24 protein-coding genes are annotated in these 20,662 nt (G+C 65.7%); 12 read left to right on the top strand and 12 right to left on the bottom strand.

Annotation, left to right across the window (positions count from 1 at the left end; translation table 11 throughout):
- Positions 1–436 precede the first annotated feature (436 nt).
- The 5 genes from AB0A95_RS26660 to AB0A95_RS26640 all read left to right on the top strand — a co-directional run bounded on the left by AB0A95_RS26660 (position 437) and on the right by AB0A95_RS26640 (position 8,976).
- The gene (locus tag AB0A95_RS26660) at positions 437–4,630 is read left to right on the top strand and encodes a hypothetical protein (protein ID WP_357558483.1); all 4,194 of its coding nucleotides are present in this window, start codon (positions 437–439) and stop codon (positions 4,628–4,630) included.
- Positions 4,631–4,949: 319 nt separating this feature from the next.
- Positions 4,950–6,140 (top strand): helix-turn-helix domain-containing protein, encoded by a 1,191-nt coding sequence (locus tag AB0A95_RS26655; protein WP_357558482.1) that lies wholly within the window; start codon positions 4,950–4,952, stop codon positions 6,138–6,140.
- 235 nt (positions 6,141–6,375) lie between these two features.
- Entirely contained in the window at positions 6,376–7,566 is a 1,191-nt protein-coding gene (locus AB0A95_RS26650; protein ID WP_357558481.1) for a helix-turn-helix domain-containing protein, read from the top strand.
- A gap of 113 nt (positions 7,567–7,679) precedes the next feature.
- On the top strand, positions 7,680–7,841 hold the full coding sequence (locus AB0A95_RS26645) for a hypothetical protein (protein ID WP_357558480.1): 162 nt from the start codon (positions 7,680–7,682) through the stop codon (positions 7,839–7,841).
- Positions 7,828–8,976 carry a helix-turn-helix transcriptional regulator gene (locus AB0A95_RS26640; RefSeq protein ID WP_357558479.1) on the top strand — a complete coding sequence of 383 codons (1,149 nt, stop codon included), beginning with the start codon at positions 7,828–7,830 and terminating at the stop codon, positions 8,974–8,976. Before AB0A95_RS26645 ends, AB0A95_RS26640 begins: the two co-directional genes overlap by 14 nt.
- 143 nt (positions 8,977–9,119) lie before the next feature.
- On the opposite strand, the gene AB0A95_RS26635 is transcribed toward AB0A95_RS26640, so the two are convergent.
- The 3 genes from AB0A95_RS26635 to AB0A95_RS26625 form a co-directional block, all read right to left on the bottom strand.
- On the bottom strand, positions 9,120–9,911 hold the full coding sequence (locus AB0A95_RS26635; RefSeq protein ID WP_357558478.1) for an SDR family oxidoreductase: 792 nt from the start codon (positions 9,909–9,911) through the stop codon (positions 9,120–9,122).
- Positions 9,912–10,071: 160 nt separating this feature from the next.
- Positions 10,072–10,593 (bottom strand): aldo/keto reductase, encoded by a 522-nt coding sequence (locus AB0A95_RS26630; protein WP_357558477.1) that lies wholly within the window; start codon positions 10,591–10,593, stop codon positions 10,072–10,074.
- Positions 10,533–11,084 (bottom strand): aldo/keto reductase, encoded by a 552-nt coding sequence (locus tag AB0A95_RS26625; protein WP_357558476.1) that lies wholly within the window; start codon positions 11,082–11,084, stop codon positions 10,533–10,535. Before AB0A95_RS26625 ends, AB0A95_RS26630 begins: the two co-directional genes overlap by 61 nt.
- A gap of 91 nt (positions 11,085–11,175) precedes the next feature.
- On the opposite strand from AB0A95_RS26625, the gene AB0A95_RS26620 reads away from it, so the two are divergent.
- Together AB0A95_RS26620 and AB0A95_RS26615 are read left to right on the top strand one after the other, a co-directional pair.
- Entirely contained in the window at positions 11,176–11,754 is a 579-nt protein-coding gene (locus AB0A95_RS26620) for a helix-turn-helix domain-containing protein (RefSeq protein ID WP_357558475.1), read from the top strand.
- A gap of 16 nt (positions 11,755–11,770) precedes the next feature.
- The gene (locus AB0A95_RS26615; protein ID WP_357558474.1) at positions 11,771–12,262 is read left to right on the top strand and encodes a DUF523 domain-containing protein; all 492 of its coding nucleotides are present in this window, start codon (positions 11,771–11,773) and stop codon (positions 12,260–12,262) included.
- 182 nt (positions 12,263–12,444) lie between these two features.
- On the opposite strand, the gene AB0A95_RS26610 is transcribed toward AB0A95_RS26615, so the two are convergent.
- From AB0A95_RS26610 to AB0A95_RS26600, 3 genes are read right to left on the bottom strand one after another with little or no spacing between them, the layout of a single operon-like run.
- Positions 12,445–14,526, bottom strand: coding sequence for a tetratricopeptide repeat protein (locus AB0A95_RS26610; RefSeq protein WP_357558473.1), 2,082 nt, complete (start codon positions 14,524–14,526; stop codon positions 12,445–12,447).
- Positions 14,523–15,080 carry a DUF6879 family protein gene (locus tag AB0A95_RS26605; RefSeq protein ID WP_357558472.1) on the bottom strand — a complete coding sequence of 186 codons (558 nt, stop codon included), beginning with the start codon at positions 15,078–15,080 and terminating at the stop codon, positions 14,523–14,525. Before AB0A95_RS26605 ends, AB0A95_RS26610 begins: the two co-directional genes overlap by 4 nt.
- 7 nt (positions 15,081–15,087) lie before the next feature.
- Complete coding sequence (locus AB0A95_RS26600; RefSeq protein WP_357558471.1) at positions 15,088–15,309, bottom strand: hypothetical protein; 222 nt, start codon at positions 15,307–15,309, stop codon at positions 15,088–15,090.
- Between the two features lie 99 nt (positions 15,310–15,408).
- Between AB0A95_RS26600 and AB0A95_RS26595 the strand changes: the two genes are divergently transcribed.
- On the top strand, positions 15,409–15,621 hold the full coding sequence (locus AB0A95_RS26595) for a hypothetical protein (RefSeq protein WP_357558470.1): 213 nt from the start codon (positions 15,409–15,411) through the stop codon (positions 15,619–15,621).
- A gap of 56 nt (positions 15,622–15,677) precedes the next feature.
- On the opposite strand, the gene AB0A95_RS26590 is transcribed toward AB0A95_RS26595, so the two are convergent.
- Positions 15,678–16,184: a GNAT family N-acetyltransferase gene (locus tag AB0A95_RS26590; protein ID WP_357558469.1), complete on the bottom strand. Its 507-nt coding sequence runs from the start codon at positions 16,182–16,184 to the stop codon at positions 15,678–15,680.
- A 97-nt stretch (positions 16,185–16,281) separates the two neighbouring features.
- On the opposite strand from AB0A95_RS26590, the gene AB0A95_RS26585 reads away from it, so the two are divergent.
- On the top strand, positions 16,282–16,623 hold the full coding sequence (locus AB0A95_RS26585; protein WP_357558468.1) for a GlsB/YeaQ/YmgE family stress response membrane protein: 342 nt from the start codon (positions 16,282–16,284) through the stop codon (positions 16,621–16,623).
- Between the two features lie 46 nt (positions 16,624–16,669).
- On the opposite strand, the gene AB0A95_RS26580 is transcribed toward AB0A95_RS26585, so the two are convergent.
- Genes AB0A95_RS26580 through AB0A95_RS26570 form a run of 3 tightly spaced genes read right to left on the bottom strand, consistent with a single transcriptional unit; the run spans position 16,670 to position 17,738 of the window.
- Entirely contained in the window at positions 16,670–17,092 is a 423-nt protein-coding gene (locus AB0A95_RS26580) for a hypothetical protein (protein ID WP_357558467.1), read from the bottom strand.
- Positions 17,093–17,103: 11 nt separating this feature from the next.
- Positions 17,104–17,361, bottom strand: a complete 258-nt coding sequence (locus AB0A95_RS26575; protein WP_357558466.1) for a hypothetical protein — start codon at positions 17,359–17,361, stop codon at positions 17,104–17,106.
- A complete protein-coding gene (locus AB0A95_RS26570; protein ID WP_357558465.1) occupies positions 17,361–17,738 on the bottom strand; it encodes a DUF2089 domain-containing protein in 378 nt (125 codons plus the stop codon). The genes AB0A95_RS26575 and AB0A95_RS26570 overlap by 1 nt, the downstream gene beginning before the upstream one ends.
- Before the next feature lie 118 nt (positions 17,739–17,856).
- Here AB0A95_RS26570 and AB0A95_RS26565 point away from each other — a divergent pair, with 118 nt between their 5' ends.
- Positions 17,857–18,189 (top strand): hypothetical protein, encoded by a 333-nt coding sequence (locus AB0A95_RS26565; protein WP_357558464.1) that lies wholly within the window; start codon positions 17,857–17,859, stop codon positions 18,187–18,189.
- A gap of 36 nt (positions 18,190–18,225) precedes the next feature.
- Here the strand turns inward: AB0A95_RS26565 and AB0A95_RS26560 are convergent, their stop codons facing one another.
- On the bottom strand, positions 18,226–18,951 hold the full coding sequence (locus AB0A95_RS26560; protein WP_357558463.1) for a hypothetical protein: 726 nt from the start codon (positions 18,949–18,951) through the stop codon (positions 18,226–18,228).
- A 166-nt stretch (positions 18,952–19,117) separates the two neighbouring features.
- Between AB0A95_RS26560 and AB0A95_RS26555 the strand changes: the two genes are divergently transcribed.
- The gene (locus AB0A95_RS26555; RefSeq protein WP_357558462.1) at positions 19,118–19,363 is read left to right on the top strand and encodes a hypothetical protein; all 246 of its coding nucleotides are present in this window, start codon (positions 19,118–19,120) and stop codon (positions 19,361–19,363) included.
- Here AB0A95_RS26555 and AB0A95_RS26550 read toward each other — a convergent pair.
- The gene (locus tag AB0A95_RS26550; RefSeq protein WP_357558461.1) at positions 19,360–19,719 is read right to left on the bottom strand and encodes a helix-turn-helix domain-containing protein; all 360 of its coding nucleotides are present in this window, start codon (positions 19,717–19,719) and stop codon (positions 19,360–19,362) included. The genes AB0A95_RS26555 and AB0A95_RS26550 overlap by 4 nt on opposite strands.
- 117 nt (positions 19,720–19,836) lie before the next feature.
- On the opposite strand from AB0A95_RS26550, the gene AB0A95_RS26545 reads away from it, so the two are divergent.
- On the top strand, positions 19,837–20,662 hold an 826-nt coding region (locus AB0A95_RS26545), incomplete at its 3' end, for an NAD(P)-binding domain-containing protein (RefSeq protein ID WP_357558460.1).

Genomic DNA, 20,662 nt, shown 5'->3' with positions numbered 1-20,662 from the left:
GATCGATAACACCTCTGCAGATGCGGCAACACGGCTCATCGCTACCTCAGTTGGCTGAGGCAATACCCTAGCCAGACCTCCTACCATGACCAAGCTCCGCGCCTTGCCAAGCAACGGTCCCCATCGCAGCACTGCTGCAGCGGCTGTGAGCCTTCGAAGAGGCGGATCAAGTGGTTTGGCTCGGTGAACGTTAGCCAAATCGGTCATTTAGACACCGCAAGCTTCCCAGTTGGCGGGAAGTTCTCATCGGCCGAACGGTTGACAGCCGTCATGGGGGTTCGGCCGGCGGGCGCACCCATCTTGCCCACCCGACCTGCTCCGCCTCTCGGGATGTGGGCTGCCAGAAAAGACCAAGTCTCGCGAATCTGCGGAATCCGATGACGACTTGGAGGGCCGGTCCTTGCCTGCATGCCGCTGCTTGCGGATGATGTATCCGATGGCAAACGACCTGGATGTGCGAGGGGGGCCAATGCCGAGGTACAACCTAAACGCCTTGGGATCTATTGAGTTCGAGCGCTTGGCTCAGGCTTTGCTCAAGGGAGTTATCGGCAACGGTACCGTGACGTTCGGGGCGGGTAGGGATGGGGCGCGAGAAGCAACATTTACCGGAAGTGCGCCTTATCCCTCTAAAACGAACCGTTGGTCCGGAGAGTGGGTTTTTCAGGCGAAATTCCACGACACGGATCTGCTGGGGATGGACAAGGCTCGACGGCAAGTCCTCGCGGATTTGAACGTCGAACTGGATAAGATTATTGAGAAGTACAAGATTCCGTGCGACAACTTCATCCTGATTACGAACGTGCCGTTGACGCCTGCTTTCAAAACGGGCACTATGGACAAGATAAAGAATGATATTCTACCCCGATATAGAAGCAAGATTCGAAACGTTGCAATCTGGGGCGCAGACGATCTTAACGCATTCCTCGAAATATATGATGGAGTTCGAAATTCATTCCTTGACTTCATCGTTCCTGGCGATTTAATCGCGAGCCTTCTACGCAAACATCAGGCAGAACAAGGCGAGGTCGAGCGGACGATCCAGGCATACTTGCAAGCGATATTCACACGGGAGCAGTACGCCCAGCTCGATCAAGCAGGTGACGTTTCGGACCACCCAGTAAAACTACAACAGGTCTTCTTTGATCTCGCAGCTAGACCTGGCGAATATCACTCCCCTCTCGGGTCGTCTGACCTGATGCGATCGAAGGCGGCGAATAAATCGTATGCGACTGAGACTGCGGTAAACGTTGTTCATTTCATGTTGTCGGAGGATTGCGGCCGCATGGTGCTGGTTGGAGGGCCGGGGGAGGGGAAGTCGACGCTCGGGCAATACCTGGCCCAACTGCACCGGGCGACCCTTCTACGTTCAGTTTCTGAGATCGCCCTGAACGAAGGGTATATTCCCGCTTTGCCCCGCATCCCGTTTCGCGTTATCTTGAAAGATTACGGGCAGTGGATTGCTCAAAGGCCAAGCATGGACCCGAGCCAGGGCGCGCTTGATAAATATATATGCGATCACATCGAATCGGCGACAAGTCGAAAAATCTCGCCTGCTGAGCTCCATGAGGTGGCGGGACAAAATCCGATTTTGCTGGTACTGGATGGGCTCGACGAGGTTACTGATACGGCACTAAAAAAGAACCTTCTTGAGAAGATTACTGAGTTCACGGACAGATGCGAGAAGGTTCTCGGAGCCGACCTCCAGGTGCTCGCTACTACTAGACCAACTGGTTATAGCGACCAATTTGACCCACGAAAGTATTTGCACCTTCGGCTGTTGAAATTGCAACCAACGCAAGTCGCTGATTACGTTAAACGCTGGTGTGAAGCTAAGAACTTCGACGAGATCAAGTCGAAGCGTATCCTGGATAGCGTTTATGAATGCCTTGCCGATGCGCAGATAAGTCTTCTAGCGACAACTCCTCTGCAAGTGTCCATCTTGGCTCTTATCATCTCCTCAGGTGGAACTCCACCTAGACAGAGAGAAGCGCTGTTCAATGAATATCTCGAAGTTATCTATAAGCGTGAAACCGCAAAAGGGAAGCATATAATCCAATCTGAGAAAGAGCTTCTAATCGGGCTGCACAAGTATGTGGGCTATGTGTTGCACGAAGACGCTACCCGAGCATCATCGTTGAGCGCGAATCTGAATGCCACAGAATATCGAAGTCACGTGGCGAAGTTTTTGAGGTACCACGACCCGTACTCACCCGCGAAACACCGGGCTGCGGAGCTGAAGGCGATTACGACTGAGGCCGGCGAGAGGCTTGTCTTGATCGTCGAACCAGTGTCGGGGGAATTCGGATTCGAGCTGCGGTCGATCCAGGAGTTCTTCGCGGCATGCCACCTTGCCGACACGTCATTGACGACGGAGCAGCGATATTTGCGGTTTGAAGCAATCTCGCGCTCCGTCCATTGGCGAAACGTTGCACTGTTTTTCGCCGGTCGTGTCGGCCGCAATTATCCTGGTGAGACGGCTAACTTTCTTGAAGTCTTGCGCGATGTGGACAGGGATAGCCCTGATCGGTTCGTCCGCAGAGGCAGCAGACTCGCACTTGAGCTCGCAGCAGATCGAGCTTTTGGCCCTAATCGCCGAGGTCAACGCAGTCTCCTAGAGCAAGGGATGCTCGCCCTCGGGAGCAACCTTACGGCCCAACGGCGTAGTGAAGTCTGCGACATATTGCAGCGTTTGCCGCGTGAGGACATCAGGGATCACGTTGTGCCTATCTTGGACCATGAGATAAAAGCGCTCGACCCTTCGCGCCTTAAGAATTTCGCCTTCGCGGCGCACGCCGTAGAGGCAAAAGCTGCTTTTCAAGCCGCTTGTAGGCGACTTTCGTCAGCAGTGGATGAGGATGCGTTGTCGGCATCACTGGAGATTGTGTTGTCATTGGGGCCACGCGAAATGGACGAATTCCTCAGTGTAAGAGGAACCCTTGGTCGTATGCAAAACGAATCGGTGGCAGAGAAGCTTGTAGGTGCTACGTGGTCTCATGCCGTGGAATGCATAGAGGTTCTTGATGGTGGGGGATTTGACGCCAGTCGCCTTCGTTGGCTCGCTGGGCAGATGATTAGCCGTCACTACGGACCAAGACCGCACTTCGTGGGATCGGAGCCCGAAGAATTTCCGTGGCAGCGGGCGCCCTGGCCTGACGGAGAAGTAAGGCAGGCCCTAGTAGCCTTTGGCATAACTCGCTATGTGAGCGATCTCCAGTATCAAAATGGTCCGGCCGTATGGCGCGGGAGTCAATTCTTCTCGGTTATCTCGCGTGTGGGCCCTACGTTGCCAGGCCACATTCGCTGTGGCGAACTTCCTAAGGCTCCCCGAGACGCGACTGAGGCCGCACTTACTCTGAGTCAATGGGTCCTTCATATATGGTTCGGCGAGGTAACTGAGGAGACCGCGAGGAATTTCACGGATTTCTATAGGGCCGCGCGATCCAGTATATTGGTTAGGGAAGCTGCGAGGTCAAAGGCTAGATTCAACCTCACGCCGGCACTCGATCTCCTCGTTTCCTCAGTGGAGGGCGGATGCGTAGACAAGTTCCTTCCCGTGGCCTTAGCGTTTGCCGGAAACTCAGGATTGACGGCCTGGATGGAAAAGTTGAATGAGGCTAATCAAGCAGTCGAAGCGAAATCGGTGGAAGTGCACGACCGAAATTCTCGTACGGTATATCGACGTACACCTAGCAGGCGTGGGATATTTCTGGCGCTTGATTTAGTCGCGGATGGCGTGATTGTCGAGTACCTCGCGCGGAATTGGCCGAATCGCGGTGAGTTTTCGGTTAGGGATTCACGTATGGCCTCGGTTGCGATCACCGAGGGGCTTCTTACGTCTCCCCGCGCAAATGCTATCAGGGCTCTGTGCGCTAATCGGTCTCACTCCGGGCAGTATAGGAATGTCTTGCTTCAACTTCTGAACGGGATGACGAAGGAGCGCTCGGATTTCGAGGAAGCACTCGTGTCGATTATCCCCGCGTGCCTGAACGCGGGCGTGCAGGTCTCTGACTCGGTGCTGGAGGCGGGGCTTAAGTGCCTCGGGTCATCTGAGCGTAACGGCCGCTTCAACATTGACTGGCTTGTTCCCCTATTCTCCTCGCCGACCGTGGAGCGACTTCTCCGGATCATTCTAAAGCGTGACTCTGAGGCCGACTGCACTTTGGGGGCGGTGAAGCTCCTAGAGTGCTACGCCTCGGCCTTTATGGTCCATGCAGAGTCGTCTCACGAACAAGTCGCGCGCCCGCGTTTCCGCAGGTTTGCCGAAATGCATAGGGAATTGTTCGAATCTTTCGATCCCTTGATAAAAGAGTTGGGCCTAGAGTTGTTTGTCGTGCGTTATCCGGTGAGTGTTGCTGACTTCGATCTACTTACGTCGATGCTCATCTCGTCGGGAGACGCAGACACGGCGGAAGTCGTATCGGCGATTGCCCGGATGTCACCCGCGTCTTCTCGTCTCCACTTTCAGTGGCAGAAGGCTGTGCAGCGGATGCTCGATGCTGGAACGCTAGAGGGTGAGGCGGTTGCAGTTCTTGTTGATGAACTCGAACGCCTTCTTTCGCTTTCTCCGCAGGGGTTAAGTGAAAAGCAGCCGGCACTTGGCCTCCCCCTCCAACCCATCTACGAATTTTAGACATAGGGACGGAGCTGTTGCAGCCAACGGCGAGGTGGTTTAGAGCAATTCAAATGGTGACTATGTGTCTGGGATTTGCTGGGTCGCCGGCGGGGCATTGGTTGACGGCCAACACCCGGGTTTTGTTAGGCAGCCGCGGACGCAAAGCTCTTCGGACCGAGGGCCGTGTTGCTTGTTATGCGTGGGGATGATTGCCGAGGGGGAAGGCCCTCGGCACTTAGCCCCAGCACCTCGACCCTCGACTGGTGTAGCGTTCAAACGTGGCGGTGGCGGTGCTTCGTGGCCGTTGCTTGGCCCTGCGCACAGGATGGGCTAAGGCATGATCAGGAAGCCGAACAGCATTGGTGCCAGGATTCGGTACTGGCGGATGCGCCGTGGCGGGATGACTCAGGCCGTCCTCGCCGGGCTAGCGGGCGTCACCCAGTCATACGTGTCGCAGGTCGAGTCGGGTCGGAAGACGATCGATCGCCGGTCCACTCTTGTCGCTCTCGCTGCCGCGCTCCAGGTCACGGTGGCTGACCTGCTCGGTCAGGGCACCGAGTCCGGCGATCCGGCCCGCGAGAGCGCCGCCGAGTGTGTGCCAGCGATCTGGTCGGCCCTGATCGAGATTGAGGACGGCGAGCGCCGCCCGTCGACCTACACGACGGAACGCCTGACGACTGAGATTGCCCGCGCCGAGCAGCTTCGCACCTCGTGCAACTACCCGGCGATGGCTCGTCTGCTGCCCAACCTCCTGCTCGAAGCCGCCGCCGTGGGGGGCACCGTGCTCGTTCAGGTCGCCTACCAAGCGGCCACCTGCCTGCGGAACCTCGGCTACCGCCACCTGGCCCTCAACGCCGCCCGGCTCGCCGGGGCGGTCGCCGAAGACACCGAGGACCCGGCATGGATCGCAGCGTCCCGCTTCGCCTATGCACAAAGCCTGCCAATCGAGTCCGCATCAGTCGCGGCCCGTGCCGCCGACCGGTCACTGACCGAACTGCAAGCTGACGCCACCGACGAGCGGGTGCGACAGATGCTCGGCCAACTCCACCTCTCGGCCGCGTTGACGTCGACGGTCAGCGGCCGATTGGACGTAGCTCGCGATCACCTGGCCGAGGCAACTCGCGAGGCGGCAACGCTCGGGGATCCGGTCGACGGCGCGGGATTCAACGGCTGTGGGTTCGGACCAACCAACGTCGGGCTGTGGAAAATGTCTATCGCCGCCGAGCAGGGCGAGTCCGGCCGGGTCATTGAGCTGTCTCGGACTGTCCGACCACAAGTGCTCGCAGCGTCGATCCGCCAGCAGTCCTACTGGCTCGACCTCGGCCGCGCGCTGGGGGATGGCGGTCGCCGAGACGTCGAGGCCCTCGCTGCGTTCGTGCAGGCCGAGCGGGCAGCACCGGTGCCGTTCGCTATCAACCCCCTCGCCCGCGATGCCGTGGTGACCCTGGCCCAGCGCGCCCAGCGTCGAGCCATCCCCGACGAGCTGCGCTTGCTCGCCGGCCGCATCGGCATCAACCTGGCCGCATAACGGGAAGTTGGCACACGCTCGGCCGTTCAGCCCTGCATCCCGATTGGGAGCTGCGCGCCGGCTGATGAGGTCTGATGCGGTGCGGCCTTTGGTATCACCCGAGGATGGCTGAGGGCAGAGGCACGCCATGGCGCTCAGCGTCACCGATGCGGTGCTCTGCGGGTGTAGCGTCCAACCGGGCGGGGGTAGCGGGTTCAATGCCAATTCGATCCTCTAACTAGGGGTAGGCGTAGGCATGGTGACGAAGCCGGACACCATCGGTGCCAGGATCCGGTACTGGCGGATGCGTCGTGGCGGGATGACTCAGGCCGTCCTCGCTGGGCTCGCCGGCGTCACCCAGTCCTATGTTTCGCAGGTCGAGTCCGGCCGAAAGACCATCGATCGCCGGTCCACCCTGGTTGCTCTCGCTGCCGCACTCCAAGTCACCGTGGCCGACCTGCTCGGCCAGGGCACCGAGTCCGGCGATCCGGCCCGCGAGAGCGCCGCCGAGTGCGTGCCGGCCGTCTGGTCGGCCCTGATCGAGATTGAGGACGGCGAGCGCCGCCCGTCGACCTACACCGCGGATCAACTGGCGGCCGAGATCGCTCGCGCCGATCAGCTCCGCAATTCGTGCAACTACCCGGCCATGGCCCGCATGCTCCCAACTCTGCTGCTCGAAGCCGCCGCCGTGGGCGGCACCGCGCTCGCTCAGGTCGCCTACCTGGCCTCCACCTGTCTCCGGCACCTCGGCTACCGCCACCTGGCCCTCAACGCCTCCCGAATATCCGTATCGGCTGCCGAGGACGTCGAAGATCGAGCGTGGATCGGCGCATCTCGGTTCATCTATGCGCAGAGCCTGCCGATCGAATCCGCGCGCTTGGCGGCCAGAGTCAGTAACCGCTCGCTGGTGGAGCTTCAGGGCAACGCATCCGATGTCCGAGTCCGGCAGATGCTCGGCCAGCTTCACCTCATGGCAGCGCTGGCCTCGACCGTGGACGCTCGCCCGGACGTTGCCCGCGACCACCTCGCGGAGGCCACCAGGGAGGCGGCGACTCTGGGAGATCCGGACGACGGCGGCGGCTTCAACGGCTGCTGCTTCGGGCCAACCAATGTGGGGCTCTGGAGGATGTCCATCGCGGCTGAGCAGGGCGAGTACGGCAAGATAATCGAGCTGTCCCGCACGATCCGACCGCAGGTACTCAAGGCATCCAATCGCCAACTGTCGTACTGGCTCGACATTGGGCGAGCGCTCGCGGACGGCGGTCGTCGGGACTCCGAGGCCCTTGCAGCGTTCATCCGGGCCGAACAGGCCGCGCCGATTCCGTTCGCCATCAACCCGCTCGCCCGCGACGCCGTGGTGACCCTTGCCCAGCGCGCCCAGCGCCGAGCCATCCCCGACGACCTGCGGCTGCTCGCCGGCCGCATCGGCATCAACCTGGCCGCATAACTGGCAGTAATCACCGCATCACCAACCCGCCCTAGTGTCCGGTTTGGGACGCGATCACGTCCTGACCTGGGAGGGCGGCGACCCTCCCGGAACTATGACGGAGGAGGCGGGGATTGGGCGGGCAGGACGACAACGCTCCGGACAACACGGGTGAGGCGGCCGAGCGGGAGGCTGCCAAGCAGCGCCTCCTAGCCCAGGCCGAGGCGGAGCGCGTACCCATCGATGATACGACCCGCGCGGTCCCGGACCGGCGGTGGCGGCGTGACAAGCGATGACCTCCCGATCGGCCGCCGCGTCGCCCGCTGGCGGGTGCGGCGGTCGATGACGCAGCAGATGCTCGCCGACCGGCTGCGTAGGTCGAAGAGCTGGGTGGACAAGGTGGAGCGGGGCGTGCGCGCCCTGGACCGGTACTCGGTGATCCAGGAACTGGCCCACGTCCTGCGGGTCGATCCGGAGGTGCTGCTCGGTCAGCAGCCGAGCACCCCGGCGGGCACGCCGGACGGGGTGGACGACATCCGGGCCGCGCTCGCCCGCTACGACATCCCGCAGGCCCCGGCCCAGACGCCGGACGAGTTGCGGAGGCAGATCGGGTACGCCTGGTTGTCCTACCAGCACGCGCACTACGGGCAGTTGGTGCGGGTGTTGCCGGGTCTGCTCGACGCGGTCCAGGGCGTGCGGTCGGCGGAGGTGCTGGTGCCGGCGTACCGGATCACCTCGTCACTGCTGGTCAAGCTCGGCGAGGCCGACCTGGCCTGGCTGGCGGCCGACCGGGCGATGGCCACCGCCGCCGACGACCCGGCGCTCGCGGCGACGGCGGCCATCTCGGTCAGCCAGGCGCTCCGCGCCGCCGGCCGCGACCGCCTGGCCCTGGCCGCCTCCCTCGCTGCCGCGAACCGTGTTCGGCCGCAGCGGTCGGCGGGGGAGTGGGCGGTGGGTGGGACGTTGTTGGTGCAGGCCGCTCTTGCCGCCGCTGGCAGCGGCGACCACCACCGCGCCGGGGAGTTGACCGACCGGGCCGCGGGCGTTGCCGCGCACCTTCGGGGGTACGACGACACGCACCGCACCAGCTTCGGGCCGGTTGTTGTCGAGTTGGCTCGGGTGGTGGTGGCGGCGCACCGGGGTGACGCAGGCGGGGCGCTGCGCGGGCATTCGACGGTGGTGCGGCGGGAGGCGTGGCGGCGGTTGCCGGCCGAGTATCGGGGCGCGTACCTGGTGGATGTCGCGCGGGCGTACCTCCAGGTGGGTGATCTGCGCGGGGCTGCCCGCGCCCTGGTGGACGCGGACAGTGTCGCGCCGGCTGAGGTTCGGTGCCGGCCGCTGGCGCGTACCGTGATCGCCGAGGTTGCCCGCGCGCAGCCGGCGCCGGCCGGCGTGGCGCGACTGGCGACGCTGGTCGGCCTCGCCCGCTGACTGGCCGGCTGCTTCGGTCCGGGACGATGGTGCGTGGCTGTGCCGGGGCGTCAGGATGCGCGGTCCTGACCCCGATGCCCGGCATCGCGGTCAGGACCGCAGCCCGGGGCCTGCTGGACGGAAGCTGCTTCGCCGCCACGGACTCACAGAATCGTTGTCAGCACACCTCCATCGACGCGTACCGCCGATCCGTTGATCGCGGACGCGGCGGGACTGGCGAGGAAGGTCACGGCGTTCGCGATCTCACTCGGTTCGATGAAGCGTCCCAGGAGGGAGGTCTGGTTGGCCCCGATGATCGCCACTTTCAGGTCGTCTTCGAGGAGGGATTGGGCATCGGCCAGCGACCTGACCGTTTCGGCGACGCCTGTGGAATAGGTGGGCCCGCCCAGCACCGAGTTGACGGTCACCGCGGTGCCCTTCGTCAGCTTCGCCAGGCCGTTGCCCACTGCGAGCATCGCCGTCTTGGACGTGCCGTAGTGAATCATGTCGGCGGGAATGTTGACGCCCGATTCGCTGCTCACGAACACGACCCGGCCCCACCCCCGGTCGAGCATCGCCGGCATGAGGTGCCGCGCGAGCCGGACCCCGCTGAGTACGTTCACCTCGAAGTAGCGCCGCCACTCCTCGTCGGAGATGAGGTCGAAGGGTTTGAGCTCGAAGAGCCCGACGTTGTTGATGAGAATGTCAACGCTGGGCAGTTCGTCGCACAGCCTGTCGACGTCCTCGACAACCGAGAAGTCGGCTTGGATACCGGTGACGGATACGCCGGGCGCCTCCCGCCGCAACACCTCGACAGCCTCGGCCAGCTTTGCCGGGTCGCGGCCGTTGAGGACCACGTTGACACCCTCGCCGGCCAGGGCCTTCGCGGTGGCGTAACCGATGCCTTGACTGGATCCGCTGATGAATGCGGTCTTGCCGCTGAGCTGCAGGTCCACGTGCTGTTCTCCCCGTGGGTGGTCGCCGGTCGGTGCCGGAACGGTGCACCTGCCGGAGGTCGGCAGGCGTTCCTCTCGACCTTGCCGCAGACCGATGAGCATTCGATGAGTAACGCGTCAGTGGCTGACGCTGGTGTGGCGCGGGCCGCCCGTCGTCGGATCAGGCGGTGTGGTGCTGGCCGCTGACCGGAGGGGTGATGGTGCACCGGCTTGCCGCATCCAGCCGGGTGGAGACGCCTTCCGGCAGCTCGAACGCGAGGCCGGCGAGGTTGGCGCTCAGGTGATCGGCCGAGCGGGGGCCGAGGACCACAGAGGTGATCTCGGGGCGGCTGCCGAGCCAGGCGAGCGCCACCGTTGGCGGGGTCGTTCCCAACTCGGCGGCGGCGGTGGTGACGTCGTCGACGATGTCGAAATGCCGCTCGGCGAGGAGACCTGTCACGAAGGCGCGTGCCATCGGGCTGGGCATGGCCGCCCATTCGGCGAGTCGGGAGCCGGTGGCCGGCGCGGTGCCGCGCCGGTATCGACCGGCGAGCAGGCCGCTGCCGAGCGGGCTGTAGGCGAGGATGCCGAGCCCGTGGTGCTGGCAGGTGGGCACGATCTCGGCCTCGATGGCGCGTGTGATCAGGGAATAGTTGGCTTGCAGGCTGATGAAGGGTGTGCCGCCGACGCGTTGCGCCGCCACTGGGCGCTGACGATTCCGGCGGCGGTGAAGTTGGAACAGCCGACGTAGCGGACCTTGCCGGAGCGTACGAAGCCGTCGAGCGCTGCCATTGTTTCGTCGATCGGGGTGTCCGGGTCGGGCACGTGGCACTGGTACAGGTCGACGTAGTCGGTGCCCAGTCGGCGCAGGCTCGCCTCCAGGGCGCGAGTCAGGTGGGCGCGGGACAGGCCCCGGTTGTTGGGTCCGGCACCTTGCGGTGCCGCCCCCTTGGTGGCCAGGACGACCTCGGAGCGGCGGTGGGCGATGGCCTGGCCGACGACCTCTTCGCTGGTGCCGCCTCGGTAGGTGTCCGCGGTGTCGATGAAGTTGTGGCCGGCGTCGAGGAACTCGCCGATGACGCGGCGGGCCTCGGTGGCCGGCGTGGGTGCCTGCGGGTCGGTGCCGAAGTTCATCGTCCCCAGGCAGGCCCGGGAGACGTGGAGGCCGGATCGGCCCAGTGTCGCGTACCGCATGCCACCCCTCGTACAATCGGAATCAGCATTCCGCTTGAAGATACGGAACCTGTATTCCGCTTGTCAAGGGTGTCGATCGGAGGAGGCCGGCATGATCCGCTCGGATGCGGCGCGCAACCGCGCGAAGGTCCTCGAAGCGGCCGAGAGCGTGCTCGGCGAGCAGGGGCCAACCGCCCGCATGGACGAGATCGCCCGTCGGGCCGGAGTGGGTGTCGGCACCGTGTACCGGCACTTCGCCACCAAGGAAGCCCTCTACGCGGCGATCGTCTCGGCGCGGGTGGACCTGCTGCTCGACGAGGCCGCCCGGTTGCGCGCCGCCGCGGAGCCAGCGACCGGGTTCTTCACGTTCTTCGCGCAGGTCGTCGCGGACGCGGCCGGCAAGAAGACCCTGACGGACGCGTTGCGCAGCGCCGGGATCGATGTCAAAGCAGAGCAGGAAGATCAGCGTACGCGGATGCGTGAAGCGCTGGCAGAGCTTCTGCGCGACGCCCAACGCGTCGGCGCCGTACGCCCCGACGTCGACATGCCCGAGATACTCGCCCTGCTGCGGGGTGCCAGCATGGCGGCGGAAACCGGTGACTACTCCGGCCCCGTCATCGACCGGAGCCTTGCCGTTCTGTTCGACGGCCTGCGCCCGCTCGCGCCCCCTGCACCCCCGCCAACGGCATAACGCTACGGTTCGGCCCATGCTGAAGGTGCTTGTCAGCGGATGCTTGCAGGGGCGGGCGCTGCGGTACAACGCGACATACGTGCCGGTGAACTCGCTGATCTGGGACCGCTGGTCGGCCGAAGGACGCCTGGTGCGGTTCTGTCCGGAGGTCGCGGTGGGATTTCCCGTTCCTCGTCCGCCCGCCGAGATAGTGGGCGGGACTGCGGCGGACGTGCTCGCGGGTTCCGCGCGGGTTGAGGAAGCCACCGGCGCGGACGTGACCGACCTGTTCCGGCTCGCCGCTCGACGAGCACTGGATCGGGCGGTAGCGGCAGGCGTCGCGCTCGCGATCCTCGTCGACGGCAGCCCAACCTGCGGCAGCAGCGTGATCTACGACGGCTCGTTCACCGGCCGTACCGTGCCCGGACGGGGAGTAGCCACTGAGGAACTGCTCCGTCACGGAATACCGGTGTGCCACGAAGGGCAGCTCGCGCAGGCCGCGGCGATGCTCGCTGACTTGGAGAAGTAAGAGCGCTACACCCGCTGGCGCCGTCAGCGGTCGGTACGTCGGCCACAGCCACGGCGTGGCGCACCGGGTCTGCGCTCGCACGTACGGCATCCCGGTCGTGCACCTCGCTGCCTACCAGAACATGCTGGCTGGGCTCGTCGTCGGCGCGTCTTAGGGTGTGGAGGGGCGATGCCTTTGGGACGTCAGGTGCTCTCGCCGCTGCCGGTGGGTGCGAGAAGGCTACGAACGGCACCGGCGTGGGGATCTCCGAGCGGATCGAGGATCTGTAGTGCCTGCTGCCAACAGCGTTGCGCGTCTTCGTGCTGGCCGGTGGCGTGGTGAGTGTCGCCGAGGGCTGCCAGGGTGAGCCCTTCGCAGCGTCGGTCGTCGAACCTGCGGAACAGCTCCAGGGCATGCGTGTGCCGCTCCAGGGCCTCGCCGAGCCGGCCGACCTGTTGATACGCCAAGCCGAGGGGATAGGAGGCCCAGGCGACGCTCCAGTCATCGTCGATGCTGCCGAGGACGGCAACGGCTCGCTGGTAGTAGGCAATAGCCCTGTCGAGGTCTCCGCGTGTGCGGTGCCCGTTGCCGAGGCTGAGCAACGACATGCCCTCGCCACGGGTGATGCCATGGCGACGAAAGATTTCTCTCGCTTGGCCGTAGAGGTCCATGGCCTCGTCCGTCTGTCCAAGCTCCTCGTGGATGAGGCCGAGTCCACGCAGGCAAAATCCTTCCACCCAGTGGTCGTCGACTTCACGGCTTGCGGCGACGCCTTGGTGGTAGCAGTCGAGCGCGGTCTCGCGCTGCCCCATGCGCCAGTAGGCGTCGCCCAGGCAGCGGAGGTTGGCAGCCTCGCCGAGGCGTGATCCCGCGGAGCGCGCCGCACGTAGGCCGGTGAGGTGGATGTCGCGCCAGTCGGCCCAATAGGACTTGAGCTCGAAGAAGCCGTCGCTGACCACCGGCAACTGCCAGGCGATGTCAAGCTCTCCCAGATCGTCGGCCTGCCGAACGGTGTCCAGAAGGTTCAGCCGCTCCCGCTCGAACCATGCCATCGCCTCGGCCCCCGTCCGCGGAGGAGCGAGGGCGACGCCGCCTTCGCTGGCGGGCAGAGCGACGGCCTGCGAGTGCGGAAGAATGGTCTTGCGGCCTTCTTCAGCCATCCACAGGTACCAGGAGTAGACGCGGCGTCGCGATTGTCGCTGTTGCTCGGGCGTTTCCTCGGCCTGTGCTCGTTCGAGCGCGTAGGCGCGGAGCAGGTCGTGGAACAGGTATCGGTCTCGGCTGGTGTTCTGCACGAGGTGCGCAGCGGTGAGCTGGTCAAGCAGATTGCGGGCTCGGGCCAGACCCACGCCAGTGAGGGCTGCCGCTGCTGCCGCAGAGATGTCGGAGCCAGCGTGTAACCCGAGGAGGCGGAAGAACCTCGCTGTGTCGCCGGGCAGCGACTGATAGGACCAGGAGAACACCGCCCGCACGTCGGAAAGCTCGTCATCGTCGACCGCGAGGGCGTCGAGCTGATGCTCGGCCAGGGCGAGGTCTGCCACGAACTCTGCGAGAGTGGCGTGGGGAGAGTTGGCGATGCGTTCCCCGATGATCCGCAGGGCAAGGGGGAGGTAGGCGCAGCGACGAGCAAGCTCAGCGGCGTCCTGCGGCTCTGCGCTGACACGGCCCCCGCCGATGCTATCGCTGAGCAGCGCTACTGCTTCTTCGGGAGTCAGGACGTCCAAAGTCATCCGCGATGCTCCTTCCCGTGCCACGAGACCGGACAACCTACTGCGACTGGTGACGATCGCCATGCAGGTCGGCGTGGCGGGGAGTAGTGGCCGGACCTGGCCAACGGCGGACACATTGTCCACCACGATCAGGATGCGCTTGCCGTTCAGCACGGACCTGAAGAGAGCGGCACGTCCGTCAGTATCCGTGGGGATCCGCTCCACCGGCACGTGCAGGGCGCGGAGGAACGTGTCCAGCGCCTGGCCGACATCGAGGGCAGGCCCAGGGCCGTAGCCGCGCATGTCGACGTAGAGATCCCCATCGGTGAACCACCCGCGTGCGCGGTGAGCCCAATGGACAGCCAGCGCCGTCTTGCCCACACCAGGTGCGCCCGCGATGGTAGCCACGGTCATCGGCCGGAGTCCCGCAACCGCGGATTCATCGCCGGTCGGCAGCGCCGCGTCCAGCCGAGTGAGGGTCTGCACGCGGTTGACGAAGCGGGTGGCATCGAGGGGGAGTTGACGCGGCGGGTCGAGTCGTTCAGGCTGCCGGCCCGACGGCGAGCGGCGGGTCATGGGGCGTTGATCTGGAGCTGGTCTGCGATCTTCCGATAGGGGACCGACGCTGAGACGGCCGCATCACGCCACAGGCTGGCCTGCACGATCTGCTCCGGCTCGCTGATCAACTCGCCGGAGACGAAGCGCCCATCCTCGTCGTAGTGCATGGCCACCAGCCGTGCCGAGTCGAACAACCAGTAGTCGTAGTGCGGCAATGCGACCGGCCAGTCATCGCCGGCAACCACGATGAGGCGGACGTCCTCTCCCGCCTCGACCGTGTGCTCGTAGGCCCACCCACACTCGAATCGCACATAGTCGGACAGCGGCTCGGTGACGACGTGGACACGATGCATACGCTTGCCCGCCGACACCGCTGCCCGCACGGTTTCGCACCAGGCAGCGATCCCGGGAAACTCGCCGCGGGTCTGACCCGCCAGGAAGCGACTGAACTCATCCTGCTCGTACGACACGTCGTACCGCTGAAGCGTCTCCAGCCGGTAAGCCGTGTACTGGAAGTCGCGGAACAGTCGGTTGAACTCGTCGTCATCGAGAGACGTGAAGGACCGGGTCAACGCGCGATCACCGCTGCTCGGACTCGCGGTAGCGCTCAATTGCACCGAGCAAGACCTCGGCGGGAATCCGGACGGCACCCTCACCAGGAAGAACGTTCTCTAGCTCGCCGAAGGTGTCCTCGTCAATGAGGTCCCCTTGAACGACAAGCTCCCCACTCTCGCCGAGGTAGACCGTGGGGCACCCGTTGCCACCCGAGCCAGGATCCTTATAGAGCTTGGTCAGCTTCATCGCGACCCCCATCAAAGAGACAGACGGCTGGCAGGTGCTGTCGGTCAGGAGAGTAGTGCTTAGCGTAGTGGCGCAACAAGCCGTTGCCTGCGTCTGATCTTGGCGGCTCGGGCACGCGCCGTCGCGCGGGCGTACCTCTGGGTGGGTGGCCTGCGTGGCGCGGCACGGGCGTTGGTGGACGCGGACAGCATCGCGCCGGCTGGGGTTCGGTGCCGGTCGTTGGGGCGTACCGCGGCGGTCGAGGTTGCCCGCGCGCGGCCGGCGCCGGCCGGCGTGGCGCGACTGGCGACGCTTGTCGGCCTCACCCGGTGACTGGCCGGTTGCTCCGGTCCACGACGACGGCGGGTGGTCACGCCGGGCGTCAACTATCAGTCGGCTTCGACCTCGGTGCGGTAGACGGTCAAGCCGCGTCGCTGATAGTTGCGCAGGGCATTCGGATGGTCCAGCGAGCTGGTGTGCAGCCACACCCTGCGGACCGCCGGAGAGTCCACCGCCACGCTGTCCCAGGCCTGCCGGATGGTCAGCGTCAGCGCATGACCGCCGAGACCCCTCCCGACATATTCCGGCAACAGCCCGAAGGTGGTGATCTCCACGTCGCCGCCAGGCTGGGGTTCCAGATTCGCCACCCCCACGGTTTCGTCGTTCAGGGTGATGAACCGGTACTGGCGCAGCGGATGACACCGCGTCAGCTCCTGCCATTCTTCGTCCGTGCGGGACGCGCTCCGCCACCCGTAGGGCGCTCCGACCTGCCCGTTGATGGCACGCACGAGCGGCAGGTCACCGTCGACGCGCCGGAGGCGAAGGTCCGGCACCACCTTCCCCGGTCGCAGGTCCTTGGCGTCCTTCATCTCCAGGTAGGTGACAACCTTTGCCATGCCGGCAGGCTATCCATCGTGTCGAGCAGGCGGGGCGGGGTTTCCGGGCACGTGAGATCCGGGCATGTACGTCGGCACTGCTGGAGGGGAGACGGCAATGCTGGTAACTGGTTATCTCGCCGCGGTGCTCATCGGTGCCCTCGTCGGCCTGCTCGGCCGGCTCATCCTGCCGGGAAGGCAGCGGATCGGCGTCTTCGCCACGTTCGTCCTCGGCGTCGGCTCGGCGGTGCTGGGCACGGTGGTCGCCAGGGCACTCGACCTCGACGACGGCGCCAGCGTGAAGCTGTGGGTGCTGCGCTGGGACTGGGTCGTGCTCGCGATCCAGGTCGGCCTCGCGATCATCGCCGTGGCGTTGGCGAACATGCTCACCTTCACCCGGCTCGCCGGCGGCGACGACAAGCCCCGTCGGCGGGCCCGTCGCAGCCAGGCCAAGGGCTGAGGGAGCCCGCGACTGGAGAACGTCAGGTGCCCAGCCTGGCCGTGATCTACTCGCAGAAGACCCGCACCGTGGCATCGGGCGAGTCCACCTCCACTGTCACCTCGTCGAGGTGCTCCACGAGCGCCTCCAACTGCTCGGGCTTGAGCTGCGTCAGGTCGATCGGCACACCCGACTCGCTGAGTGAGGCGTTGGCCTTGACCAGGGCCTGCGGCGGGACCAGCGCCGCCAGCCGTACGCCGGCGCGCAGCAGTTGCAGTGGCACCCGCACGTTGACCCGCGACGGCTCGCCGTTGTCGGTGGCGTCGACGAGCACCCGCAGGTACTTCACCCTGCCCTTCGGTCGGGCGTCGTGACTCGCCGTCGCCGGTGCCTGGTCGCGTTCGAGTGCGGCGATGAGCTGCTCCGCCTCCTCCGCGGTGATCTTGCCGGCGGCCAGCATGTCGAGGATGTCCTTGCGGTGTTCGGTCATGGGAACCTCTCCTATCGGATAGCCACGAGCACGGCCGTGCGGCCCTGCGCGATGTCGAAGCGGGCGCCGGGCAGCGCGGAGATGACACGCCAGGCGGCGCCGAGTGCCCGCACCACACCGATGCGGAACACGACGCAGGCCACGATCGCCGCCAACACGACCAGGACCACGACTGGGAAGAGCACGAGCACCACGGGGAGCACCGGAACCCAGATGCGGATGGGCCGGCGGTCCGAGCGGTCGACAGTGACGGTCACCACCTGCGGCATCACGTCCGGCCGTCCAGCTCGGCCAGCGCCTGCTCGGCGGTGATCTCACCGCGGCGCAACCGGTCGATGATGTCGGCCCGTGAGGGTGCCGGGTCGGTCTCGACGAAGTCGAGCATCTGCGTGATCCGGTTGAGCCGTGACTTGATCGTCGGGTAGCTCACCCCGAAGATGCGTTCCATCTCCTTGATCGATCCGTGGCAGCGCACGAACGCCGTGACGAACACCTGGTCCTCGACGTTGAGCTGAGCCAGTTGCGGTGGCTCGAACTCGCCCTCGATAGCGACGCCGTTGCTCACCAGCCGCACCCGCTCGACGACGAACGGCTGCCCTCGCGTCAGGCCGGTGAGGTCCTGCCAGTCCATCGCCTGATCTGTCATACCTGAATTTGTAGCTCAGGAATCCTCAACTTCCAAGAGGTTGATCTTAATTTTTTTAAGATCCTGCCCATGGTGAGTGGCGGAGTCCGACGGAGCACGCGGACGGTACGATCCGGGGATGGGCGGGTTTCTTGCGCTCTTCAGCGGCGCGGCTGACGAGGCCGACACTGCCGACCTCAGCGACCAGCGGCAGACCGAGTTCCTCCACGCGTGGGCGGCCTGGGCGCAGGCCAACGAGAAGGCCATCGTCGACCCCGGTGCTCCGCTGAACGCCAAGAAGCTGGTCACGGCACAGGGCGTCGAGGACTTCACCGACGCCCTGACCGCGTACACCATTGTGGAAGCGGCCTCGCACGACGAGGCGGTTCAGATCTTCTCCGGGCACCCGCACCTGGGGTTGTTCGCCGGAAACTCGATCGCCGTCCTGGAGTGCCCGCCGCTGCCCGGCTGAGGTTCGGTGCCGGCGCGACGCCGCCCGTGACAGCGGTCAGGCACTGGCGCTCGCCGGGCTCTCGGTGAGCTGCCACCGGTCGCCGTGACCCGTGGCGATCGCGATCGCCTCGATCACCCGCCGGGCCGCCGTGGGATCGTCGACGAAGCTGACCGCGGCTTCGAGGTCGACCGACGGCCCACCGGCGAGGCTCGCGGCCACGGCGACCAACTGCCGGTCCCGGTCCGACACGTCGGCGGACGCCGCGAAGTCGACCACCGCCGCCCAGTCGTTGACCTGCCCCATCCGCACGATGTCGCCCATGTCCCAGGGCAGATCCAGGATCCGCACGAGGTCACCGAAGCCCGGCTGGTCCGGGACCGCGGTGAAGGTCAGCAGGTGTACGGCGGCCCGCCGGCCGAGGGAGGCTCCGGTGGCGATGTCGGTGCGCAGGACACCGCGGATCTCCTCGCCGCCGAACCCGGAGGCGACCTCCGGCCGGGGAGTCCTCCGGTGCAGCGGCGGCACCGTGTCCGGGTCGGCCAGCAACTCCGCCACCCGCACGCACTCCCCGCACGGCGGCAAGGCGGCGACGTCCACGCGACTGTCACTGCGATGCATCTCATAGGCGATGTCGATCGCCCACTGGTCACTGCCCCAGACCGGGCGCTGCGGAGTCGAACACAGCGTGAGACCCGTCTGGCCGCCGTCCCCGTCGGCCGCGTCGTCGAGATCCACGGACAGGTGCTGGATCGTGCCGTCCGTACACGTTCGAGGCGTCATCGGCTCCTCCTCGCCACTTGATGCTGCGCCGGTCACCCCGTGACAACGAAGCGTATCCATGCCCCGCAACCGCCCCGCCCAGCACCGAGTTCACGGGATTCGACCCCGTGATCAGCGAAGCGGGGAGGGGGCGCGGACGCCGTGTGCCGGAACCAGGCTGACCGGCATGGCAGGGGGCGACCGCGACGCTGCCCGGGTTGCGCCGATCCGCCGCTGGGTGCGGGTGGTGACCGGCCTGGTCGTCGTGGTGGTGGCCGCGGTCGTGTTCACCGCGCTCTTCTGGGGGCTGCGCGACTGGCTCGTCGATCAGGGCCGGTTGGGTCTGCCGATCCTGCTCGCGGTGCGGATCGCCTGCTTCGCCGCCATCGGCTGGGGCTGTTGGTGGGCCTACCAGGGCTTTCGTGGGGATTAGGGCTCGACCGGGATCTTGTCGGCGCCGATTCGTCGGATGCGGTCGGTGCCCCACGCGCCCAGCGGGGCCAGCGCGGCGTTGAGGGAGACACCGTGGTCGGTCAGTGAGTATTCGACCTTCGGCGGCACCTCGCGGTATACCTCGCGGTGCACGAGCCCGTCCTCCTCCATCTCGCGCAGATGTTGGACCAGCATCTTCTCGCTGACGCCCGCAAGGCCCCGCCGCAGTTCGGCGAACCGACGGACCCCGTAATGGTGCAGCTCCCAGAGGATCAGCGACTTCCACTTGCCGCTGACGACGTCCATCGCCGCGTCGATGCCGCAGAAGTACGGTCCACGTCGCGCAGTCGGTGCCATCCGCCCTCCAGAGTGCACTTACCAGAAGGTAAGTACCGCACTAGTTTGTCGGTACTGGTCAACTCTATCGGCTGCGGAAAGGATTTCCTCGACCGACATCACGAGGGGATCAGAAGCATGGACACACGGCACGACCTTCCGGTGAGCGTCCTCGGGCTGGGGGCGATGGGCAGCGCCCTGACGGCTGCTCTGGCGCGGGCCGGCTGCACACCAACGGTCTGGAACCGCTCGGCCGACAGGGCGAGCGCGCTCGTCGCCCAGGGCGCGATCCCGGCCAGCACCGCCGCCGAGGCGGTCCGCGCCGGCCAACTGGTCGTCGTCTGCCTGCTGGACCACGCCTCAGTCCACGAGGTGCTCGACCCGCTGGCCGGCGACCTGGCCGGCCGGACCCTGGTCAACGTGACGACGACGACGCCGGAGCAGGCGCGCGAACTGGCCGCCTGGGCCGCCGCCAGCGGCGTGACGTACCTCGACGGCGGCATCATGGCCGTCCCCGCCATGATCGGCCAGCCCGGCTCGTCGATCCTCTACAGCGGGTCCGCCGCCGCGTTCGACACGCACCGGCCGCTGCTCGACAGGTGGGGAACCAGCACCTACTTCGGCGCGGACCCCGGCCTCGCGTCGCTGTACGACCTGGCCCTGCTCGCCGGCATGTACGTCATGTTCGCCGGGTTCTTCCACGGCGTCGCCATGGTCGCGCCGTCCGGCGTGAGCGCCACGGAGTTCGCCACGCTGGCCGCGCCCTGGCTGTCCGCCATGACCGGTGCCTTCCCCAGGTTCGCGGCGGTCGTCGACGGCGGCGACTACACGGTGCCGGGGCAGCAGAGCCTGGAGTTCTCCGATCTCGGCCAAGCCGGCGGCGGCAACGTCGACTCCGCCCGGATCCTGGCTGGGGTGGATGCCGTGGTCGCCGACGCCGTGCAGACGATGCGGGCGGAGACGC

This window comes from Micromonospora sp. NPDC049230 (assembly GCF_040647875.1).
GTDB lineage: Bacteria > Actinomycetota > Actinomycetes > Mycobacteriales > Micromonosporaceae > Micromonospora.
Note: the sequence above shows the minus strand (reverse complement) of the source record. Positions and strands in the feature narration are given on the sequence as shown.